This is a genomic window from Nocardia spongicola (genome assembly GCF_047200775.1).
Classification (GTDB): domain Bacteria; phylum Actinomycetota; class Actinomycetes; order Mycobacteriales; family Mycobacteriaceae; genus Nocardia.
Window position 1 is genome coordinate 114,773 of sequence record NZ_JBJZOO010000010.1, and the last position, 16,866, is coordinate 131,638.

The 16,866-nt window shown below is 65.0% G+C and carries 19 protein-coding genes; 6 read left to right on the forward strand and 13 right to left on the reverse strand.

Going from position 1 to position 16,866, the window contains the following annotated elements; genetic code table 11:
- Positions 1-257 precede the first annotated feature (257 nt).
- Together metE and ACL02S_RS18080 are read left to right on the forward strand one after the other, a co-directional pair.
- Positions 258-2,564 (forward strand): 5-methyltetrahydropteroyltriglutamate--homocysteine S-methyltransferase, encoded by a 2,307-nt coding sequence (gene metE, locus ACL02S_RS18075; RefSeq protein ID WP_412803612.1) that lies wholly within the window; start codon positions 258-260, stop codon positions 2,562-2,564.
- Entirely contained in the window at positions 2,561-3,004 is a 444-nt protein-coding gene (locus ACL02S_RS18080; RefSeq protein ID WP_412803613.1) for a VOC family protein, read from the forward strand. Before metE ends, ACL02S_RS18080 begins: the two co-directional genes overlap by 4 nt.
- Before the next feature lie 60 nt (positions 3,005-3,064).
- On the opposite strand, the gene ACL02S_RS18085 is transcribed toward ACL02S_RS18080, so the two are convergent.
- Both ACL02S_RS18085 and ACL02S_RS18090 read right to left on the reverse strand, forming a co-directional pair.
- Complete coding sequence (locus ACL02S_RS18085) at positions 3,065-4,495, reverse strand: DHA2 family efflux MFS transporter permease subunit (RefSeq protein ID WP_412803614.1); 1,431 nt, start codon at positions 4,493-4,495, stop codon at positions 3,065-3,067.
- Between the two features lie 12 nt (positions 4,496-4,507).
- Positions 4,508-5,305: an acyl-CoA thioesterase gene (locus ACL02S_RS18090; RefSeq protein WP_412803615.1), complete on the reverse strand. Its 798-nt coding sequence runs from the start codon at positions 5,303-5,305 to the stop codon at positions 4,508-4,510.
- Positions 5,306-5,359: 54 nt separating this feature from the next.
- On the opposite strand from ACL02S_RS18090, the gene ACL02S_RS18095 reads away from it, so the two are divergent.
- Complete coding sequence (locus ACL02S_RS18095) at positions 5,360-5,869, forward strand: winged helix-turn-helix transcriptional regulator (RefSeq protein ID WP_412803616.1); 510 nt, start codon at positions 5,360-5,362, stop codon at positions 5,867-5,869.
- Between the two features lie 27 nt (positions 5,870-5,896).
- On the opposite strand, the gene ACL02S_RS18100 is transcribed toward ACL02S_RS18095, so the two are convergent.
- The 5 genes from ACL02S_RS18100 to ACL02S_RS18120 all read right to left on the reverse strand — a co-directional run bounded on the left by ACL02S_RS18100 (position 5,897) and on the right by ACL02S_RS18120 (position 10,053).
- Entirely contained in the window at positions 5,897-6,139 is a 243-nt protein-coding gene (locus ACL02S_RS18100; RefSeq protein ID WP_412803617.1) for an AI-2E family transporter, read from the reverse strand.
- 498 nt (positions 6,140-6,637) lie between these two features.
- Positions 6,638-6,994 carry a type II toxin-antitoxin system PemK/MazF family toxin gene (locus tag ACL02S_RS18105; RefSeq protein WP_412803618.1) on the reverse strand — a complete coding sequence of 119 codons (357 nt, stop codon included), beginning with the start codon at positions 6,992-6,994 and terminating at the stop codon, positions 6,638-6,640.
- Positions 6,991-7,209 carry a DUF8778 family protein gene (locus ACL02S_RS18110; protein WP_412803619.1) on the reverse strand — a complete coding sequence of 73 codons (219 nt, stop codon included), beginning with the start codon at positions 7,207-7,209 and terminating at the stop codon, positions 6,991-6,993. The genes ACL02S_RS18105 and ACL02S_RS18110 overlap by 4 nt, the downstream gene beginning before the upstream one ends.
- Positions 7,210-7,719: 510 nt before the next feature.
- Positions 7,720-8,925 (reverse strand): AI-2E family transporter, encoded by a 1,206-nt coding sequence (locus ACL02S_RS18115; RefSeq protein WP_412803620.1) that lies wholly within the window; start codon positions 8,923-8,925, stop codon positions 7,720-7,722.
- 75 nt (positions 8,926-9,000) lie between these two features.
- Positions 9,001-10,053, reverse strand: a complete 1,053-nt coding sequence (locus tag ACL02S_RS18120) for an NAD(P)-dependent alcohol dehydrogenase (protein ID WP_412803621.1) — start codon at positions 10,051-10,053, stop codon at positions 9,001-9,003.
- Positions 10,054-10,221: 168 nt separating this feature from the next.
- Between ACL02S_RS18120 and ACL02S_RS18125 the strand changes: the two genes are divergently transcribed.
- Positions 10,222-11,328: a S1C family serine protease gene (locus ACL02S_RS18125; protein ID WP_412803622.1), complete on the forward strand. Its 1,107-nt coding sequence runs from the start codon at positions 10,222-10,224 to the stop codon at positions 11,326-11,328.
- A gap of 13 nt (positions 11,329-11,341) precedes the next feature.
- Here ACL02S_RS18125 and ACL02S_RS18130 read toward each other — a convergent pair whose 3' ends face one another.
- From ACL02S_RS18130 to ACL02S_RS18155, 6 genes are all read right to left on the reverse strand, one after another.
- The gene (locus ACL02S_RS18130) at positions 11,342-11,908 is read right to left on the reverse strand and encodes a vitamin K epoxide reductase family protein (protein WP_412803623.1); all 567 of its coding nucleotides are present in this window, start codon (positions 11,906-11,908) and stop codon (positions 11,342-11,344) included.
- Positions 11,905-12,684: a DsbA family protein gene (locus tag ACL02S_RS18135; protein WP_412803624.1), complete on the reverse strand. Its 780-nt coding sequence runs from the start codon at positions 12,682-12,684 to the stop codon at positions 11,905-11,907. The genes ACL02S_RS18130 and ACL02S_RS18135 overlap by 4 nt, the downstream gene beginning before the upstream one ends.
- Positions 12,685-12,853: 169 nt before the next feature.
- Entirely contained in the window at positions 12,854-13,699 is an 846-nt protein-coding gene (locus ACL02S_RS18140) for a polyphosphate kinase 2 family protein (protein WP_412803625.1), read from the reverse strand.
- 34 nt (positions 13,700-13,733) lie between these two features.
- A complete protein-coding gene (locus ACL02S_RS18145) occupies positions 13,734-14,453 on the reverse strand; it encodes an ESX secretion-associated protein EspG (RefSeq protein WP_412803626.1) in 720 nt (239 codons plus the stop codon).
- A complete protein-coding gene (locus ACL02S_RS18150; protein ID WP_412803627.1) occupies positions 14,450-15,115 on the reverse strand; it encodes a hypothetical protein in 666 nt (221 codons plus the stop codon). The genes ACL02S_RS18145 and ACL02S_RS18150 overlap by 4 nt, the downstream gene beginning before the upstream one ends.
- A 39-nt stretch (positions 15,116-15,154) precedes the next feature.
- Complete coding sequence (locus ACL02S_RS18155) at positions 15,155-15,547, reverse strand: hypothetical protein (RefSeq protein WP_412803628.1); 393 nt, start codon at positions 15,545-15,547, stop codon at positions 15,155-15,157.
- A gap of 175 nt (positions 15,548-15,722) precedes the next feature.
- On the opposite strand from ACL02S_RS18155, the gene ACL02S_RS18160 reads away from it, so the two are divergent.
- Both ACL02S_RS18160 and ACL02S_RS18165 read left to right on the forward strand, forming a co-directional pair.
- The gene (locus ACL02S_RS18160) at positions 15,723-16,469 is read left to right on the forward strand and encodes a GntR family transcriptional regulator (protein ID WP_412803629.1); all 747 of its coding nucleotides are present in this window, start codon (positions 15,723-15,725) and stop codon (positions 16,467-16,469) included.
- 59 nt (positions 16,470-16,528) lie between these two features.
- On the forward strand, positions 16,529-16,735 hold the full coding sequence (locus tag ACL02S_RS18165) for a hypothetical protein (protein ID WP_412803630.1): 207 nt from the start codon (positions 16,529-16,531) through the stop codon (positions 16,733-16,735).
- Positions 16,736-16,866 lie beyond the last annotated feature (131 nt).

Consider the following 16,866-nt stretch of genomic DNA (forward strand, 5'->3'; position numbering starts at 1 on the left):
ACGGCCTGATCCTTCCCGCCCACCCGCCGGGTGTGTGAGCCCATCTATAAGAATGTTGTGGAAGGAGCGCTTCCCTCCCCGCCGCGTCCGGTGTGAGTCTTACGAGCACCGTTCGCGGCCCGGCTCGTGTTCCAGTGGGCGAAGCGTATGCGCCGTAGGCGCGGTTCTCGCCCACTGGAACACGAGCCGGGGAGGGGCCGCGAACCCGCAGCGCCGCAGGTGCTGCGAAACCGACACAGCAAGGGAGTATCCCGCTCATGGTGAACGTGACCGACGGCTACGGGTCGAGCATCCTCGGTTATCCCAGGATCGGGCCGCACCGCGAGCTCAAGCGGGCGCTGGAATCCTACTGGCGCGGTGCGATCGAGCGTGACGAATTGCTGGCGGTCGGCCGGGAGATCCAGGAGACCCAGTTCAGTGAGCTGGCCGCCACCGGCCTGACCCAGGTACCTGGTAACACCTTCTCGTTCTACGACCATGTGCTGGACAATGCGCTGTTGTTCGGTGCCGTGCCCAAGCGGTTCCAGCCGTACCAGGACGGTATGCACCCGCTGGACTTCTACTTCCTGATGGCACGCGGCAGGCCTGACCTGCCGCCGCTGGAGCTGGTCAGGTACTTCGGCACGAACTACCACTACCGCCAGCCGGAGCTGGCCGCCGATACCGAGTTCTCGCTGCATCCCGAGGCCCTGCTCGACGAGTTCGATCGGGCGAAGGCGCGCGGTATCGAGCTGCGACCGGTGGTCATCGGTCCGGTATCGCTGTTGCTGCTGTCCAAGGCCGGGCATGTGCCAGGTGAGTCCGGTGGCTTCGACACGCTGAGCCTGCTGGACCAGCTGCTGCCTGTTTACGAACAGTTGTTCGAGGTCCTCGCCAAGCGCGGGGCCACCTGCGTGCAGCTGGACGAACCCGTATTCACCAGCGAGCGCACGCCGCAGGAGCTGGCCGCGTTCGAAGCCGCTTATCACCGGCTGGCCAAGGCGCCGCTGCGCCCGCGCATTCTGGTCACCGGCCAGTACGGCGATTTCGGTGAGGCGCTGACCATCCTCGCCGCGACCAATGTCGAGGCGATCGGCCTGGACCTGGCGAGCCACCGGATGCGGCCGGAGGATCTGGCGAAGATCCCAGGCATCCGGCGCAAGCGCCTCTACGCGGGGGTGATCAGCGGCCGCAATGTGTGGCGCGCCGACCGCTATGTGACGCTGAATTACCTCAATGAGCTCGCCGCGGTATGCCCCGACCTGGTCGTCTCGACCGGGACCACGTTGCTGCACGTGCCATACGACCTGCTCATCGAATACGATATCGACGGCCATGTCGCCGATCGGCTCGCCTTCGCGAAACAGAAGGTCGGCGAGGTGGTTTCGCTCGCGAAGGCGCTCACCGAGGGGCCGTCGGAGAAATGGCGCAAGCGGCCGACCGAAGTGCACTTCAAGCAGAAGCACGCGGTGCGGCAACGGGTTTACGCGGTTACTCCGGAGATGCGTTCGCGTGAGCCGTACGAGGAGCGCAGACAAGCCCAGCAGCAGAAGCTGAACCTGCCGCCGGTGCCAGCGACTACGCTCGGGTCCTTCCCGCAGACCACGCGAATCCGCCAGGCCCGCTATGAACTCGGTCAGGGCCGATTGTCCTACGAGGAGTACCGCAAGCGGATCGAGGCCGAGATCGAGGCGACGATCCGGCTGCAGGAGGATATCGGCCTCGATGTGCTGGTGCACGGTGAGCACGAGCGCAACGATATGATCCAGTACTTCGCCGAGCTGCTCGACGGCTTCGCGACCACCCACTTCGGCTGGGTGCAGGTGTACGGGTCCCGCTGTGTGCGCCCGCCGATCCTCTACGGCGATGTATCGCGGCCTGCGCCGATGTCGGTGGAGTGGATCACCTACGCGCAGTCGCTCACCGATAAACCGGTCAAGGGCATGGTCACCGGGCCGGTCACCATGATCGCGCGTTCGTTCGTCCGGCAGGACCAGCCGCTGCACGAAACCGCTGATCAGGTGGCGTTGGCGATCCGGGACGAGGTTGTCGATCTGGAGAAGGCGGGTATCTCGATCATCCAGGTCGATGAGCCCGCGATCCGGGAGATGCTGCCGATGCGTCCTGAGGGCCGGGCGGAGTACCTGCGCTGGGCGGTCGGCGCGTTCCGGCTGGCCACTTCAGGGGTGCGGGCGGAAACCCAGATCCACACGCATATCGGGTATTCCGGTCGCGCCGAGGTGGTCGAGGCGATCGAGGAGCTCGACGCCGATGTCACCGCTATCGTGGCCACCCGCTCCATCGAATGGGTGCTGCGCGCACTGGACGAGGATTGCTCCTCCGGGCACGGGCTCAGCCACGGCGTCGGCCCCGGTGTGTACGAGAGCCGCTCCGCACGTATCCCGGATATCGATGAACTGGACGAATTGCTCACCGCGGCAGCCCAAGCGGTGACCCCGCAGCGGCTGTGGGCGAATCCGGACGGTGGTCTGAAGACCCGTCACTACTGGCAGCTCGACCCGTCGTTGCGCAATATGGTCGCCGCGGCACGTCGTATCCGCAGGCGGATCGAACCCACCGAGTGAACGAGGGCGGTTCGGCCAGGGAAAGCAGCAATGCCTGGCCGGACGCACTACGTGTCGCGCAGGTTCGGATCGCTCGACCGACCGACCGGCTCGATGAAGTAGTGCGGTTCTATGTCGAAGGTCTCGGCCTGCGTGAGTTGGATCGATTCGTCGACCACGCAGGCTACGACGGTGTGATGGTCGGACTCCCCGGTGCCGAGTACCACCTGGAATTCACCACGCATGTGGACGGTAGCCCCGGTGCCGCGCCGAGTGCGGAGAATCTGTTGGTGCTCTATTTCGAGAGCGAGAGGCACCGGGACGAGGTGGCCGGACGGCTCGGCGCTTTCGGCGTCGAGCCGGTGTCCGCGGAAAACCCGTTCTGGGCAGCCAACGGTGGCGTGACTTTTCCTGATCCGGACGGCTGGCGGATTGTGCTGATGCCGCGTCCGGTTTTCTGACGGCGGGGCGGACTGTGCCGGATTTGCTGGCAGAACACCGAGAATCCGCCCCGCGGCAGATCAGAGGGTGACTGGTTCGGTGATCGGATCTGGTTGCGCGGCAGCTGGTTTCGGCATCCGGGTGGCCATGCCGATCAAGCCGGCGATGACCGCGACCGCGGCTGTCACGTACCACCCGAGCTGGAAGGCATCGAGCGTCTCCTCCGGGCTCGCGGGAGCGCCGAGCACCGCGATGAGGACCGCGACGCCGATGGCAAGCCCGATTTGGCGCGCCATACTCAACACCGCTGAACCAGTGGCGAATCGCTGGGGTGGCAATCCGCTGGTCCCTGCCGCGAAGGCAGTCGGCAGCGTCAGTCCGACACCGATGCCACTGATCACCATGCCGCCGAGCAGTCCACCGACATAGTCGGGTTGCACGGTGATCGCCTGCGCCCACCACAGCATGCCCGCGCCGAAGGTGATCCCGCCTGCCGCGATGACCATCCCGGCGCCGATCCGCTCGATCAGGCGTCCCGCCAGGACCGCCACCAGCGGAACTATCAACGGCCCCGGTGCGATGGCAAGGCCGGTGCGCAATGCCGACCAGCCCCAGACCTGCTGCGTCCATAGCACCGCTGACAACAGCATCGCGCCGAAGGCGACATTGAAGAACACCGCATTAGCGGTCATCAGCGCGAAATTGGGAGCGCGCAGTAGCGCAGGGTCAACCACCGGACTGTGGTGGCGGGCCGAGGAGACGATGAACGCGACCGTCAGAATCACCGCGGCAGCGAAGGCCAGCAACACCCCGGATGCTGCCCAGCCCCAGTCCTCGCCCTTGACCAGTCCGAACACCAGCGAGGAGATCGCTCCGACCAGCAGCGCCGCACCGGTCAGATCGGGCAACCTGCCTGCATCGCCCGGTGGGTCTGGCAGTATCCGGAGCCCCACGACCACGGCGACCAGCCCGATCGGCACGTTCACCAGGAACACCCAGCGCCAGCCGAATTCGACCAGAATCCCGCCCAGCACCGGCCCGAGCGCCGCACCGAGCCCGCCGAACGCGACCCACAGCCGCACCGCCATCGCGCGCTGCTGCGGTGGACTCGCCGCCAGGACAAGACCGAGCGACGCGGGAGTCAGCAAGGCGGCGCCGACAGCCTGGATCACGCGGAACACTACCAACGACCCGACATCCCACGCGGTCGCGCACAGCGCCGATCCGACGACGAACACCGCGAGCCCGGTCAGAAAGGTGATGCGGATGCTGCTGCGATCACCGAGCCGTCCTGCAGGCACAAGCAGGGCGGCGAACACGATGGCATAGGCGTTGAGTACCCAAGACAGTCCGGTGAGCTTCGCTCCGCCGAAATCGGCGGATATGTCCGGTAAGGCAACGTTGACGATGAACAGATCCAGGCTCGACAAGAGCACGCCGACCGAGACGACAGCGAGTACGCCCCGGAAATCGGGGGCAGGCCGGATCACTTTTGTGGCAGGAGAATTCACAATCATCCCCTTTCAGCCGAGTACGCGGCGGGTCTGCCGGGCCGAGGCGAGCAGGCGCCCGTCCTGATTCCAGATCGAGATGTCGTCCACCGACCACCCGCCGCCGGTCGAGGCGTTCGTGGCCTGCACCAGCACCGGCTGGTGTCCGATCGGCTCACCGTGCAGATACATCGACTGTGCCACGGTAGGGACCGCGACAGGTGCGCGCAGCGTGGGGAATATCGCGGGCGCTAGAGCGTCGGCGAGGATGGCGAGAGCCGCCGCATCTGTCGGCAGTTCGGGGAGCAGGGTGATCCACGCGCACATCATGCGTTCGTCCGCGCCGCTGAGCGGCAGTGGTCCCGCGGCGGGCCGGATATCGAAATGAATTCCTACCGGCACGATCTCGGGTGGCATGACGAACTTCGCGCATGCTTCGGGACCGGGCACTTCCGGCGCGGGGCGGCCTGCGTAGTCGTCGATGCTTGTCGCCACCGTACGCCCGAGCGTGACAGACGCCGCGGCGACCGGGCTGCCGTCCTGATCGGCTCGCACGTCCAGTACGGCGGTGCTGCGGCCGACAGTGCTCTCGGTCGCACGAAAAGTCAGTGCCCCTTCCGTGGGCCGGTCGAGAAAGCGCAGGTCTGTAGCGCGCACCGGCAGTCGATCGGTAGCTGCTCGGCGTGCGACCTCGATGAACAGGGCAGCGATCACGCCGCCGTGCGGTCCGCTCCAGCCACGCCAGGTGCGGTCGATCTGCGCTCGCCAACTGTCACCGATCCTGGTCAGCGCGAATTCCTCGGCGAGCGTCCACGTAGTGAGTTGCTTCATAAAACTGACTCTAGGGTAGTTAGTTTTATGAAGCAACTAAGTATGCTGGCGGATATGCGCAGAACAAGTTTCGAGGACATGAACTGCTCCCTGGCCCAGTGTCTCGAGGTGGTCGGGGAGTGGTGGACGCTGCTGATCGTGCGCGATGCGCTGTTCGGTGTGACGCGCTTCGACGACTTCCGCGCCCGCCTCGGCATAGCGCGCAATGTGCTGACCCAGCGGCTGGAGCATCTGGTCGACCACGGCGTCCTCACCCGAGAGCCCTACCAGGACAACCCGGTACGCTACGACTACCGGCTGACCCCCAAAGGCCGTTCGCTATGGTTGGTCGTCACGGCGATGCGGCAATGGGGTGATGTATGGGCGGCCCCGGATGGTCCCCCGGTGCAGTCACTGCACACCGGTTGCGATCATCTGATGACTGTCGAGCCGGTGTGTTCCGAATGCGGAGAGCGGGTCGGCCCCCGCGATCTGCGTCTGGTTCCCGGTCCTGGCGCCAAGGACTCATCGCCCATCCCGTCCCAGGAATCACAGCTCGCGGCGCGGCACCAGATATGGCGTTGAGCTGCGGTGAATCGTGGACCGAAGCCTTCACCCTTCGGCTGAGGACGAGCGGTTGGCGAGCCGAAGGGTCAACCGCCTGGCCCACTTCCGGTGTTGCTTCGGCGGTGCTGTCCGATCGTGATCGGTTTCCACCTCATAGCGACGGATATAGGCGCTGGAGAAGGCCTGCACCGTCGCGGTTACCGGGATGGCAAGTAGCGCACCGGTCGCGCCGAGTAGTGCCGCACCCGCTAGAACCGCGCCGAAGGCGACGGCCGGGTGCATGTCCATGCAGGCGTGGACCATTGGTCATGGTCTCGCCACTCTGGTCACCGCGGGTCCGCTGCCGATCGAAACCCTCAGGCGCGGCATCCCGCTGCTCACTGCGCAGTTTGTCGCCGCGGGCGACGACCCAGACCGTTGCGCGAAATCGGTCGAATCTGGCTGGGACGTCGCGGTATCGGGCCTTCCGCGCAACGCAGACCCGCGCTCCGAGCCGTCTGGTGACGGTACGCTCGGAGTAGCCCGACACCGCTAGTGTGCCGCGCCGGGAGGTGTCCTACCGGCGTTCCATCAGGATCGAGAGTTTCAGTGGAGCCTCAACATCGACACCGATGCAGCTGGTTCGATTGTGAAGGTGGCTCTGTTGCCGCTGCGTATCCTGGACAAACCCAAGCGTGGTGTGGTGAATACAGTGCGGAATCGACATCTAGCGACAGAAAACCCCGACGTCCACGGTGTGCTGCCGATGACAGCATCCGTCAACGCCGGGGTATCGGCTGGCCGCCGTCAGCCTTCCACGACCACGAAATCGCTGATCCAGCGCCGGATCACCGCCAGGTTCTGGCCGCTCACCGAACCGGCGACCTTCTTGATCCTGCGGGTGCTGATCGTGCGGGGCTGCTCGGTCATGGCGAACGAGACCTCGCTGAGCCCCAGGTCCTCACCGCGCAACTGCACGTGGTGAGGCCACCCGCGATCGCTCGTGGTCACCGGCACGATCACCACCAGGTCGCGCACCGCGCGCAGGTAGTCGGCCGTGGAAATGATCACGGCCGGACGCCGACCGTCCTGTTCATGCCCCGTGACGGGAGAAAGGTCCGTCCAGATGACGTCCCCGGGTCGATACGACTGAGCCGCGCTCACCGAGCCTCGTTCAGGCCGTCATCGACGGTGTCGTCCCAGGCCTCGAACTCGGCGACGTAGTCGGCGTCCACCTCGGCATAGGCCGCGGCGACAGCGGCGAACCGCAGCCGACGATCGTGCTCGTCGAGCAGGTGCTCGAGGGTCTGGGAGACCGTGCGGCCCTCTGTCTGTGCCAGAGTGCTCACGCGCTCACGCACCGACTGCTCTACTTTCATCGACGACATTGTGGCGCCCATGGTGCGTACCTCCCTTCAAATTTGGATATCCCCAGGGTATATATCAGGGATACTTTTGTGGATACCTTTTGGGTGAGGTAGTGCTCACGATCTGATCACGGCGATCCTCAACGACCGACGCACCATCATTCACCTGCGTGAATGGCAGTGAATCAGGCGGGGCGTCGGCGCGCCGCCGGGTCTCGTGGCTCGGCGCGAATCTCAATTATGAAGTCAGCTGCCCTGTGCTACCAGCGCCCCGCATCAGGTATTCCGCTGCAATTCGAATACGTGACCACGTTCTCGCTGGTATCCTCCTCGCCTATTCAGCGCTTGTTTTCTTATCGAATTCGGTACGGATTGCCCCCAAGTCGGCATCACGGCAGCCGGGATATGGTGAGGGAGTCGACGGTTTCATAAGGACTCATCGCCAGTCTCTTCCCGGAATCGCAGCTCGCAGCGCGGCATCGGATATGGCGTTGAGCTGCGGTGAATCGCGGGCTGAAACGTTTACCCTTCGGCTGAGGACGAGCGGTTGGCGAGCCGGAGGGTCAGCTGCCTGGCCCACTTCCGATGCTGCTTCGGCGGTGCTGTCCGATCGTGATCGGTTTCCACCTCATAGCGACGGATGTAGGCGCTGGAGAAGGCCTGCACCGTCGCGGTCACCGGGATGGCAAGTAGCGCACCGGTCGCGCCGAGTAGTGCCGCGCCCGCTAGAACCGCGCCGAAGGCGACGGCCGGGTGCATATCCATGGTGGTCGCGGTGATCCGTGGTTGCAGGACGTAGTTCTCGAATTGCTGGTAGAGCACGATGAAGCCGAGAATCCACAGGGCGGTGCTCGGGCCGTGCACCAGTGCGACGATCACCGGCAGCGCGCCGGCCAGGTAGGTGCCGACGGTGGGGATGAACTGCGAGACCACGCCTACCCACAGGGCGAGAGCGAATGCTGAGGGCAGGTCGAGTACGCGCAGGATCAGGTAGTGCGCGAGGGTGGAGAAGAGTGCGAGCAGACCACGGGAATAGATGTAGCCGCCGGTCTTCTCCACCGCGATATCCCAGGCGCGCAGCACATGACGCTGGCGCTGCGGCGGCAGCAGTGAGCACATGGTGTGCCGGAACCGCGGCCCGTCGGCGGCGAAATAGTAGGTGAACAGCAGTATGCCGAGGGCTTGGAAGACGGCGCCGACCGCAGCGGTGCCGATACCCCATACATTGCCTGCCAACCCGCTGAGATAGTTCTCCAGGGTCGAACTCCAGTCGGTGGCGTACTGCTGGATATCAGTGCCGGACAAGTCGGTTCGGAAGGTGGAGTTGATCCACTCCACTACGCGGTCGACATAGTCGGGTGCGTTCTGGACGAGGGTGGTGGCCTGATCCACCAGCAGTGCGCCGAGGGTCCAGCCGAAGGCGATGACGAACGTTATCAGGGCGAGGAACACTAATCCGGTCGCGGGACCACGGCGCATCCCGCGCCGGGACAACCAGTTCACCGCGGGTTCGATGGCGAAGGCGAGGAACAGGGAGACGAGTAGCACGGCCAGCAGGCCTTGTACCCGCTGGAGTATCCAGAAAGCAGCGAACAACCCGGCGACTGTCGCCGCGGCGAGCAGGAACGCGCGTAACAACCACGGCGGCATGCCCGCACCGTTATCGGCAGGCTGTGTTGTTTCGGTGGTTGTCGTTTCGATTGTGTTGTTTTCGTCCTCCGCGGGCACAAGGCCAACGTACCCATACCGTGATCGGTTCGCTGGCCGACACCATCGGGCAGCACAGGTGCCTGGAAGCGGGTGTCACATAGTCGAGACGTCGATGACGAATCGGTAGCGCACATCGCTGGCGACGACGCGGTCATAGGCGCCATCGATTTCGTCGGCGGAGATCAGCTCGATCTCGGGTCCGATGCCGTGCTCGGCACAGAAGTCCAGCATCTCCTGTGTCTGCGCGATGCCGCCGATCATCGAACCCGACAGCGAACGCCGGTACCCGGCGAGGTTGAACGGCTGCACACTCAGCGGGTTCTCGGGAAGGCCGAGGATCACCAGAGTGCCGTTCAGGCCGAGTAGGCGCAGGTAGTTGTCCAGCGGAAGGTTCGCCGAGACCGTATTGATGATGAGGTCGAATCGGCTGCGCAGTTCGCGGAAGGTCTGTTTGTCGTTGGTCGCGTAGTAGCTGCTGGCACCGAAGAGTTTTCCGTCCTCTTGTTTGCTCAGCGATTGGCTGAGCACCGTGACCTCGGCACCCATCGCGGCGGCGATCTTCACCCCGACGTGTCCGAGCCCGCCCATGCCGATGATCGCGACCTTCTTCCCCGGCCCGGCGTCCCAGTGCCGCAGCGGTGAGTACAGCGTGATACCCGCGCACAGCAGTGGTGCGGCGACCTCGAGCTCGAGCCCATCGGGGATGCGGAGCACGAAATTCTCGGTCACCACCACCTGTGTGGAATAACCACCGAGGGTGTTCCCGCCTGGCTGCACCGCCGGATCGACCTGGCTGTTGTAGGTCATCGTCGAGCCTGCCGTGCAGTACTGCTCCTCATCGGCCAGGCATGGTGCGCATACTCCACAGGAGTCGACCATGCATCCGACCCCGACTCGATCGCCGACTCGGTATTTCGTCACCGCGGACCCGACCGCGGCGACCGAGCCCGCGATCTCGTGCCCTGGTACGCACGGGTATCGGGTACCGCCCCACTCATTGCGCGCGGTGTGGATGTCGGAGTGGCAGATACCCACGTACTTGATATCGATCAGCACGTCGTGCGGCCCGAGGTCCCTGCGCTCGATCGTGATCTTCTCGAACGCGCCATCAGGGGCGGACACGGCGTAGGCGGCGGCTGTGCTCATAACTACATGCCTACCGCCTAGTACCACTGTTGCCAACCATGGTATGGAGAACGCCCGGTCACGGCTGTTTTTCGGAGCGGTCTCGTCGTTCCGCGGTCGCGCGTGCGCTGCTGCGGTGACAATGGAACGGTCAGCGGTTCGGCTGCGGCAGGAGAGCCCAGGAGAGCCATGGACGAAGAACGGCAGCAAGAGATTACGCGGCGCGCGCACAGCAGCGGCCGCATTCTCATCATGATCGTCACGCTTGTGCTCGTGGCGGCCGCTTTTCTCGGGTACGGCGGCGAATTACCCCGCCGGGACCAGGCCGGTGACCGGGCCGGGACCTCGACCCTAGCGGAGCTGAACCCGGTGTGTGTCGCCGCGGCGGTGCAATCGGCATTGGTCAGTATCAACGCCGCCACCGAACCATTCGGTCCTGGTACGGCGGGGTCCGGCATCGTGCTCACCGCCGACGGTGAGGTGCTCACCAGCCACCATGTGGTCAAGGGCGCCACCACGGTCCAGGTGGCCGACGTCGGCGACAACAATGTCTATGACGCGGTGGTGCTCGGCTACGATTCCGGCGCCGATATCGCACTGCTCGGTTTACCGGAGGCCACCGAATTGCCGGTCGCGACCATCGGCAGTTCGGCAGGCTTACGACTGCGCGATGAGGTTCTCGCGATCGGCAATGCCGGCGGAACCGGTGGGATGCCGACAGCGGTACATGGCCCCCTCACCGCCCTCGACAGCACCATCGTGGCTGTCAACAGTGCCGATCTGTCCAGGAAAGCGCTCAGCGGCATGTTGGAAGTCGCGGCGGCGGTCACCTCGGGGCAGTCCGGCGGTGCGCTGGTGGATCGGAACGCGGCTGTGGTCGGGGTCATCGCCGCGGCATCGGGCGACCCGCTGCATGCCGGGGTGCGCCCGCCGAACGGTTATGCGGTGCCGATCGATGCGGCGATGCGGGTTGTCCGGCAGATCCGATCGGGTATCCCGACCGACACCGTGCATATCGGCCCGACAGCCACACTCGGCGTGCTCGTCTCCAATGCGGTGCCACTCGGTACGGGCGCTCGGGTAGACGAGGTGGTCGCCGGGATGCCTGCCCATATCGCCGGGCTGTTCATGGGGGATGTGATCGTCTCGGTCGATGATCAGGCCATCGCCACCACGCAGTCTTTGCGTAGTGCGCTGCACACCCGCAAACCGAACGACACGGTCAGGCTGGGGATCAACGGAGCGGGTGGACAGCGCACTGTGGCAGTCGTGCTGGCCGCTGGGCCACCCAACTGATCCGGGGCCGGGATCAGACCAGGGTCATCCAGTAGTCCTGGAAGCGCAGGAACACCAGGAGCAGCACGACCGCGAAGAACAGCGCGACGATGGTCCAGCGCCACTCGGCCAGCACACCGAGTGGCCCCTTGGCACGGCCCCACAACTGGCCGGTGATCACCGCGAGCAGCGGCGTGATCACCGCCCAGACCACCATGCAGTACGGGCACAACGCGTTGATCCGGTAGAGCGATTGGAAGATCAGCCAGCAGATGAAACCGACACCGAGCGCGGTGCCGAGCCATAACCCGCCCCAGATCCAGCGCGGAAAACCCACACCTGCCACCGCCAGCACCCCGAGGGTGACTACGACGGAGAATCCGACGACGCCGATCAGCGGGTTCGGGAATCCGAATACCGCGGCCTGGTCGGTTTCCATTACCGACCCGCAGGACAGAATCGGGTTGATGCTGCACGACGGGGTGTAGCCGGGTTCGGTGAACAGTTTGAACCGTTCCACTGTCAGCGCCGCCGCGGCCAGCCAGCCGGCCAGGCCACTGATCAGCAGGACCCACGCCGGGCGTGGTCCCGCGGTGATCATGACGCCGCCGCGGCGGCGATCACCGGTTCGAGGCCACCGGGGACCATGAGTGCCTCTCGCTGATTGATCTGCTTGCCGTCGACGAAGACCGTCGGGGTGGCATTGATGCCGCTGGCGCTCACATCCGCGCTGCGGGCCTGAACGTACTTGTCGTACTTGCGGTCGGAGATGCACGCGGCGACGGTGTCGTCGGTGTAGCCCGCGTCCTTGGCGATCTGGATCAGCTCCTCATCGGGCAGCCCCGCACCGCCCTCTGTCGGCTGCCGTTCGAACATCGTCGCCAGCCACGCCTGATATTTCGCCGGATCCGCCTCGGCGACGCAGTAGGAGGCGTTGGCTGTCCGCGACGAGTATTCCGTGCTCGACATCCGGTCCAGGAACGCGACCACGTTGTACTCGACCGCCGCGGTGCCGTTGTTCACCGCATCGGTGAGCACCTGACCATTGGCATCTTCGAAAGCTTTACAGGCGGGGCACTGCATATCGGCGACGACCCGGACCGTGACCTTCGCGTCCGGCTTGCCGATCCGGATGGCGCCGGTGTCGGTGATCGAGCCGGAGATGCCACTCGGGTCCTGGTTCGCGGTCGCGGCGATGGATGGGGTGGGGCCTGGATCGTCCCTACGAGCTTTCTTCGCCGCGACACTGATACCGATGGCGGCGATCAAGGCGATGAGCACAGCGGCGACAGCCACCTGGATCAAGATGTTCCGGTTGCGGTCGGCGCCCTGTGCCGCCAGCAGTGGGTTCGATTTGCCACCCTGCTTTTTGCTCACCGTGCGCTCACCACACCTTTCGTTCGATGGACAGCTCCTGCCGTCACGATGGTAGATCCGAAGCGGCACTCCCGCCCCCGCGGGCTGTGTCCGCCGAACTCGACAGTATTCGCCTGGTGCGGCCGGCCGGGGACCGACCATGACGATGTGCGTGCGACCAGAGCCGTGGCTAGGCCTGTGCCAGGCGCCGCTTCTGCTCCGCGATATCGAACAGCGCCGGGGGCCAGTCGAGTTTCAAGCGTAGGAAAGCCGCGATGAGCAGCTCGGTGACGGCGAGGCGAGCGAACCATTTGTGGTCGGCGGGCAGGACGTACCATGGTGCGTAATCGGTCGATGTGCGGTCGAGTACCGCCTGGTATGCCTCCTGGTAAGCGGGCCAGAACGCACGTTCGTCGATATCGGCCGGCTTGAACTTCCAGTACTTGTCCGGGCGTTCCAATCGCTCGGCGAGCCGCTTCTTCTGTTCGTCGAGCGAGATGAACATGGCGATCTTCACCAGTGTGGTGCCCTCATCGACGAGTTCGTGCTCGAAAGCGTTGATCTCATCGTAGCGCCGCTCCCACTCGGTGGGCGGCACCATGTTGTGCACCCGTACCACCAGCACGTCCTCATAGTGGGAACGATCGAATACCCCTAACTGACCAGCCCGTGGCAGTGCCTTGTGGATGCGCCACAGGTAGTGGTGGCGCCTTTCTTCTCTGCTCGGCACGCCGAATGCCGCGTGGTCGACTCCTTGCGGGTCGACCGAGCCGATGACATGCCGGACGATACCGCCCTTGCCCGCGGTGTCCATGCCCTGGAGCACCAGCAGCACGCTGCGCCGGTCACCGGACCGGCCGTTCGCGTACAGCTTCTCTTGGAGATCCGACAGCACCGGGCTGCGCTCGGCGAGCAACTGGGTGCCCGCCTTCTTGTCCCCTGTGAACCCCGGCGTACCCGAGGTGTCCAGTTCGGCGATCGGTGCCCCATCGGCCAGCAAAGCCGAGGTCGGTGTGACCGCCCAGTACTTGGTCATGCATCCACTTAACCACCCATGTATGCCGACAGGATCACACTTGCGCGAGGCGGAGGAGTTGCGCGGCGAATTCCCGGTCCGACACCGGGGCGAGAACGAGATCGTGCGTACTGGTGAGCAGATAGCGCCCATCACCACTGAAGTCCAGCCAGGTGCGGTGGCGGGTGGGAGGAGACATGGGGTTGTCCGGTTCCACCGTGACGGTGATGAAACCGCGCCCATCGACCGGCTTGCGCAGCGTCCGGCGAAATCGCGCAGGCCCGCGCCTGCCATCGGTGCGGAACGATTCGGTGGGGTCAGGCCGCAGTACCGCGTCCTGCGGCTCGCGCATCGGAGCGAGCCTGCCCGGCTGTGCGGAGCCGATGACGCGCACCAGACGTTCCCCCACCGTGCGCGCATGGCACGCCAGCACGGTCATCGTCTCCTTGGTGGCGACCAGGATGCCCGCGTGATTGTGCACCACCGCGGCGAAGGCGAGGATTCGTTCGGTTTCTGTGTTGCGCTCCCCGCGTGTGGTGCGTTCGCCGGAGATCGTGATGGTAGTCGCGTCATTCCGTGCGCAGAGTGTCAGCGCTGCGGACAGATCGGGGTCGGCTTGCCGGGCGAAACGCTGTGGTAAGCGCAGCGCTGAGTACTCCGCTTCGGTGCGCACCGTGGCCGATGGAATCATGTTGACCGGGTATGGCCTGCGGTCCAGGCCCGTTTCGTTCGCCCAGACATGGGTGAATTCGTCTGGGGTGAGTACCCATTTCACCGCGCGCCGCCTCCGCGGACAGCGCCGGGACTCGCCGGGGCGCCATCGCTTGCCGCCGGACCTTCCGGTGGCCCGGCGAATCGAGGAACGCGGTCACCGGTAGCGGGCATCGTCGGGTTGTAGACGTAGGTCATGGTGTCACGGGCATCCGCTTCCAGGTCCGCGGCCGCGCTATCGTGCTCCATCCTGCGTTGTCCACCATGGACAGCTTCGGCGACAGGGTCGGCCAGCGGCCGATATCGTTGGGGTGGTGCGATCGCGTCCCGGATCGTTTGCGCGGCATCGCTGTTGAGCTCCATCAGCCGTGCGACTGTCAGGCACACATCGTGCGCCTCCTCACCCGCCCGGATGAATTGCCTGGTCGCTGCCGCGGCGGCGTCGGCAGCCCGGCCGGACCAGCGCGCGAACTCCCTGGTGGTGGCATCGGAGAAGGTCTGGAACGCATCGGCCACCGCGGTGGCGTTGGCCTGCCATGCCGCGGCCGTCCGGCCCAGCGCCGACGCGTCGAGCGTCTCGTGCACCAGGTCCCAGATTTGTTGGTGGGTGTATGCGCCGAATACTTCCCGATTCGGCGCATAGGCTGGATCGGTGGCACCGCTGGTCGATCCGGTTCGATCCTGTCGGATGCCCGCAGCGGACGCACGGGCGGTGGAGTCTGTCATAAGTGTCTCCTCAGCTGATCCCGGTCCTGGCGCGCTCGTTCACCGGGGCTCCAGATATTCGGTGATCAGCCGCAGCGCGGCACGATTGGCGGCTTCCGCGTCGGCCAGGCGGTTGGCCGCCGCCAAATACGCGGCCTTGAACAGCAGTGCGGTTTCCTGGAATGCCGCCAGGGTGTCGAGATATTGCCTGCCTTTATCGGCGAACCCGCGGGTGAGCCCCTGCCCGGTCGGCAGGTCGGGAAAGCCGGTCACCTCGGTGACGAGATGTTCACCGGCCATCACGCGTCGCAGATCGTCGACCAGTCTGTCGCATGCGGCAGCGAGATTTTCGGCGACCGCGATGTCCAGCTCGAACGGCTCTCCTCCACCGTCGCCGGTGGCCGCCGCGTACAGCTTCCGTGCTGTTGCCTGTCCGGTATCGGGTACCGCCATCAGGACGCCCCCTTCTGCTCGGTCCTGCCCGTTCCGTGCTGGATTCGCACTCTACCGGGCAGTATCACGCCGTGGACCACCTCGGTAGTGGCTGGTGTGGGATGCTGGGCTCGGCGACGTCGTTGTTAGACTGGCCTGCGTTCCGAGGGGTGGCGTCTGCGGCGGGAGGCGATCGGTGGCCGAAAGAGATGACGTACTACCGAAATACCTGCAGATCTCCGGATATCTCCGGGCGCAGATCGAATGTGGTGAGCTGGCGCCAGGCGCCGAAGTACCTTCGGAGCGGGAAATCGCCGCGGCATGGAAGGTCGCCCGGCCCACCGCGGCCAAGGCACTGAACACTCTGCGGCAGCAGGGAATTGTGCGTTCCCGTAGAGGATCGGGCACTTATGTGGCGGATCGGGTAGCCCGGATGCGTGAGAGCGCCCCGCGATACGGTGCGCTCTTCCCTGCGGACGGATCGCTGACGGTACTCGAATCAGCGCTGGTCGAAGGCCCACATGAGGTTACCGATGTGCTCGGCCTTCCGGCAGGTGCCATGGTCGTCATGCGCACGGAATCGAGCGCCGATGATTCCGGTGATAAGCAGTTGCTGACCTCTTGGTTTCCTGGCGAATTCGCCGAATCCGCAGCACACTTGCTCGTTTGCGCGCAGGTGCCCGGCGGGATCTCGCGCTATCTGGAATCCGCGACCGGCCGCGAAATCGCCGTGGTACGTGAGCGTATCGGCGCCCGTTTGGCCACGGCCGGTGAATGCGAGCTTCTCGGGTTATCGAATCCGGCCGCGGTATCGATCACGCACCGGATCTGCCTCGATCGTTCCGGTGTCGTCCTCATATTCCGCGAGGCCGTACACCCGACTGGTCGCTGGGTCATGCAACAGGAGTATTTCACCAGTTCAGTGCCCGATTTTCACTGTTGACACGTTGCGTCCACAACTGGCATAGTCCACTTACCGGAAGTGCCGAAGGGGGAGTTGCGATGTCCGATCAGTTGACCATCGGCGGATGGGTGATCGTAGGGGAGCACTGCTCGGTTCGGCTGGCGTCCCTACCTCGCGATAACTATCTGGCCTTCGTCTTCGAAAGCAGCGGAATCGAATTCGAGCTCGCTCTGGCGCCCGAGATTCTGCATCGGATGGCCGATCTCGGTGCCGTATCGCCACCAGGAACGATGGAAGCGGGTTGAGTGCCGGGCCGAGTGCTCGCTGATAGTTGTATATCCAGCAGCGACGACTTCGCTGTCGGTGGTGTGTCACCGAGACTTGGTGGCACACCACCGACAGCGATCGGATCCGGGTCGCTCAGATCCGGTCGACG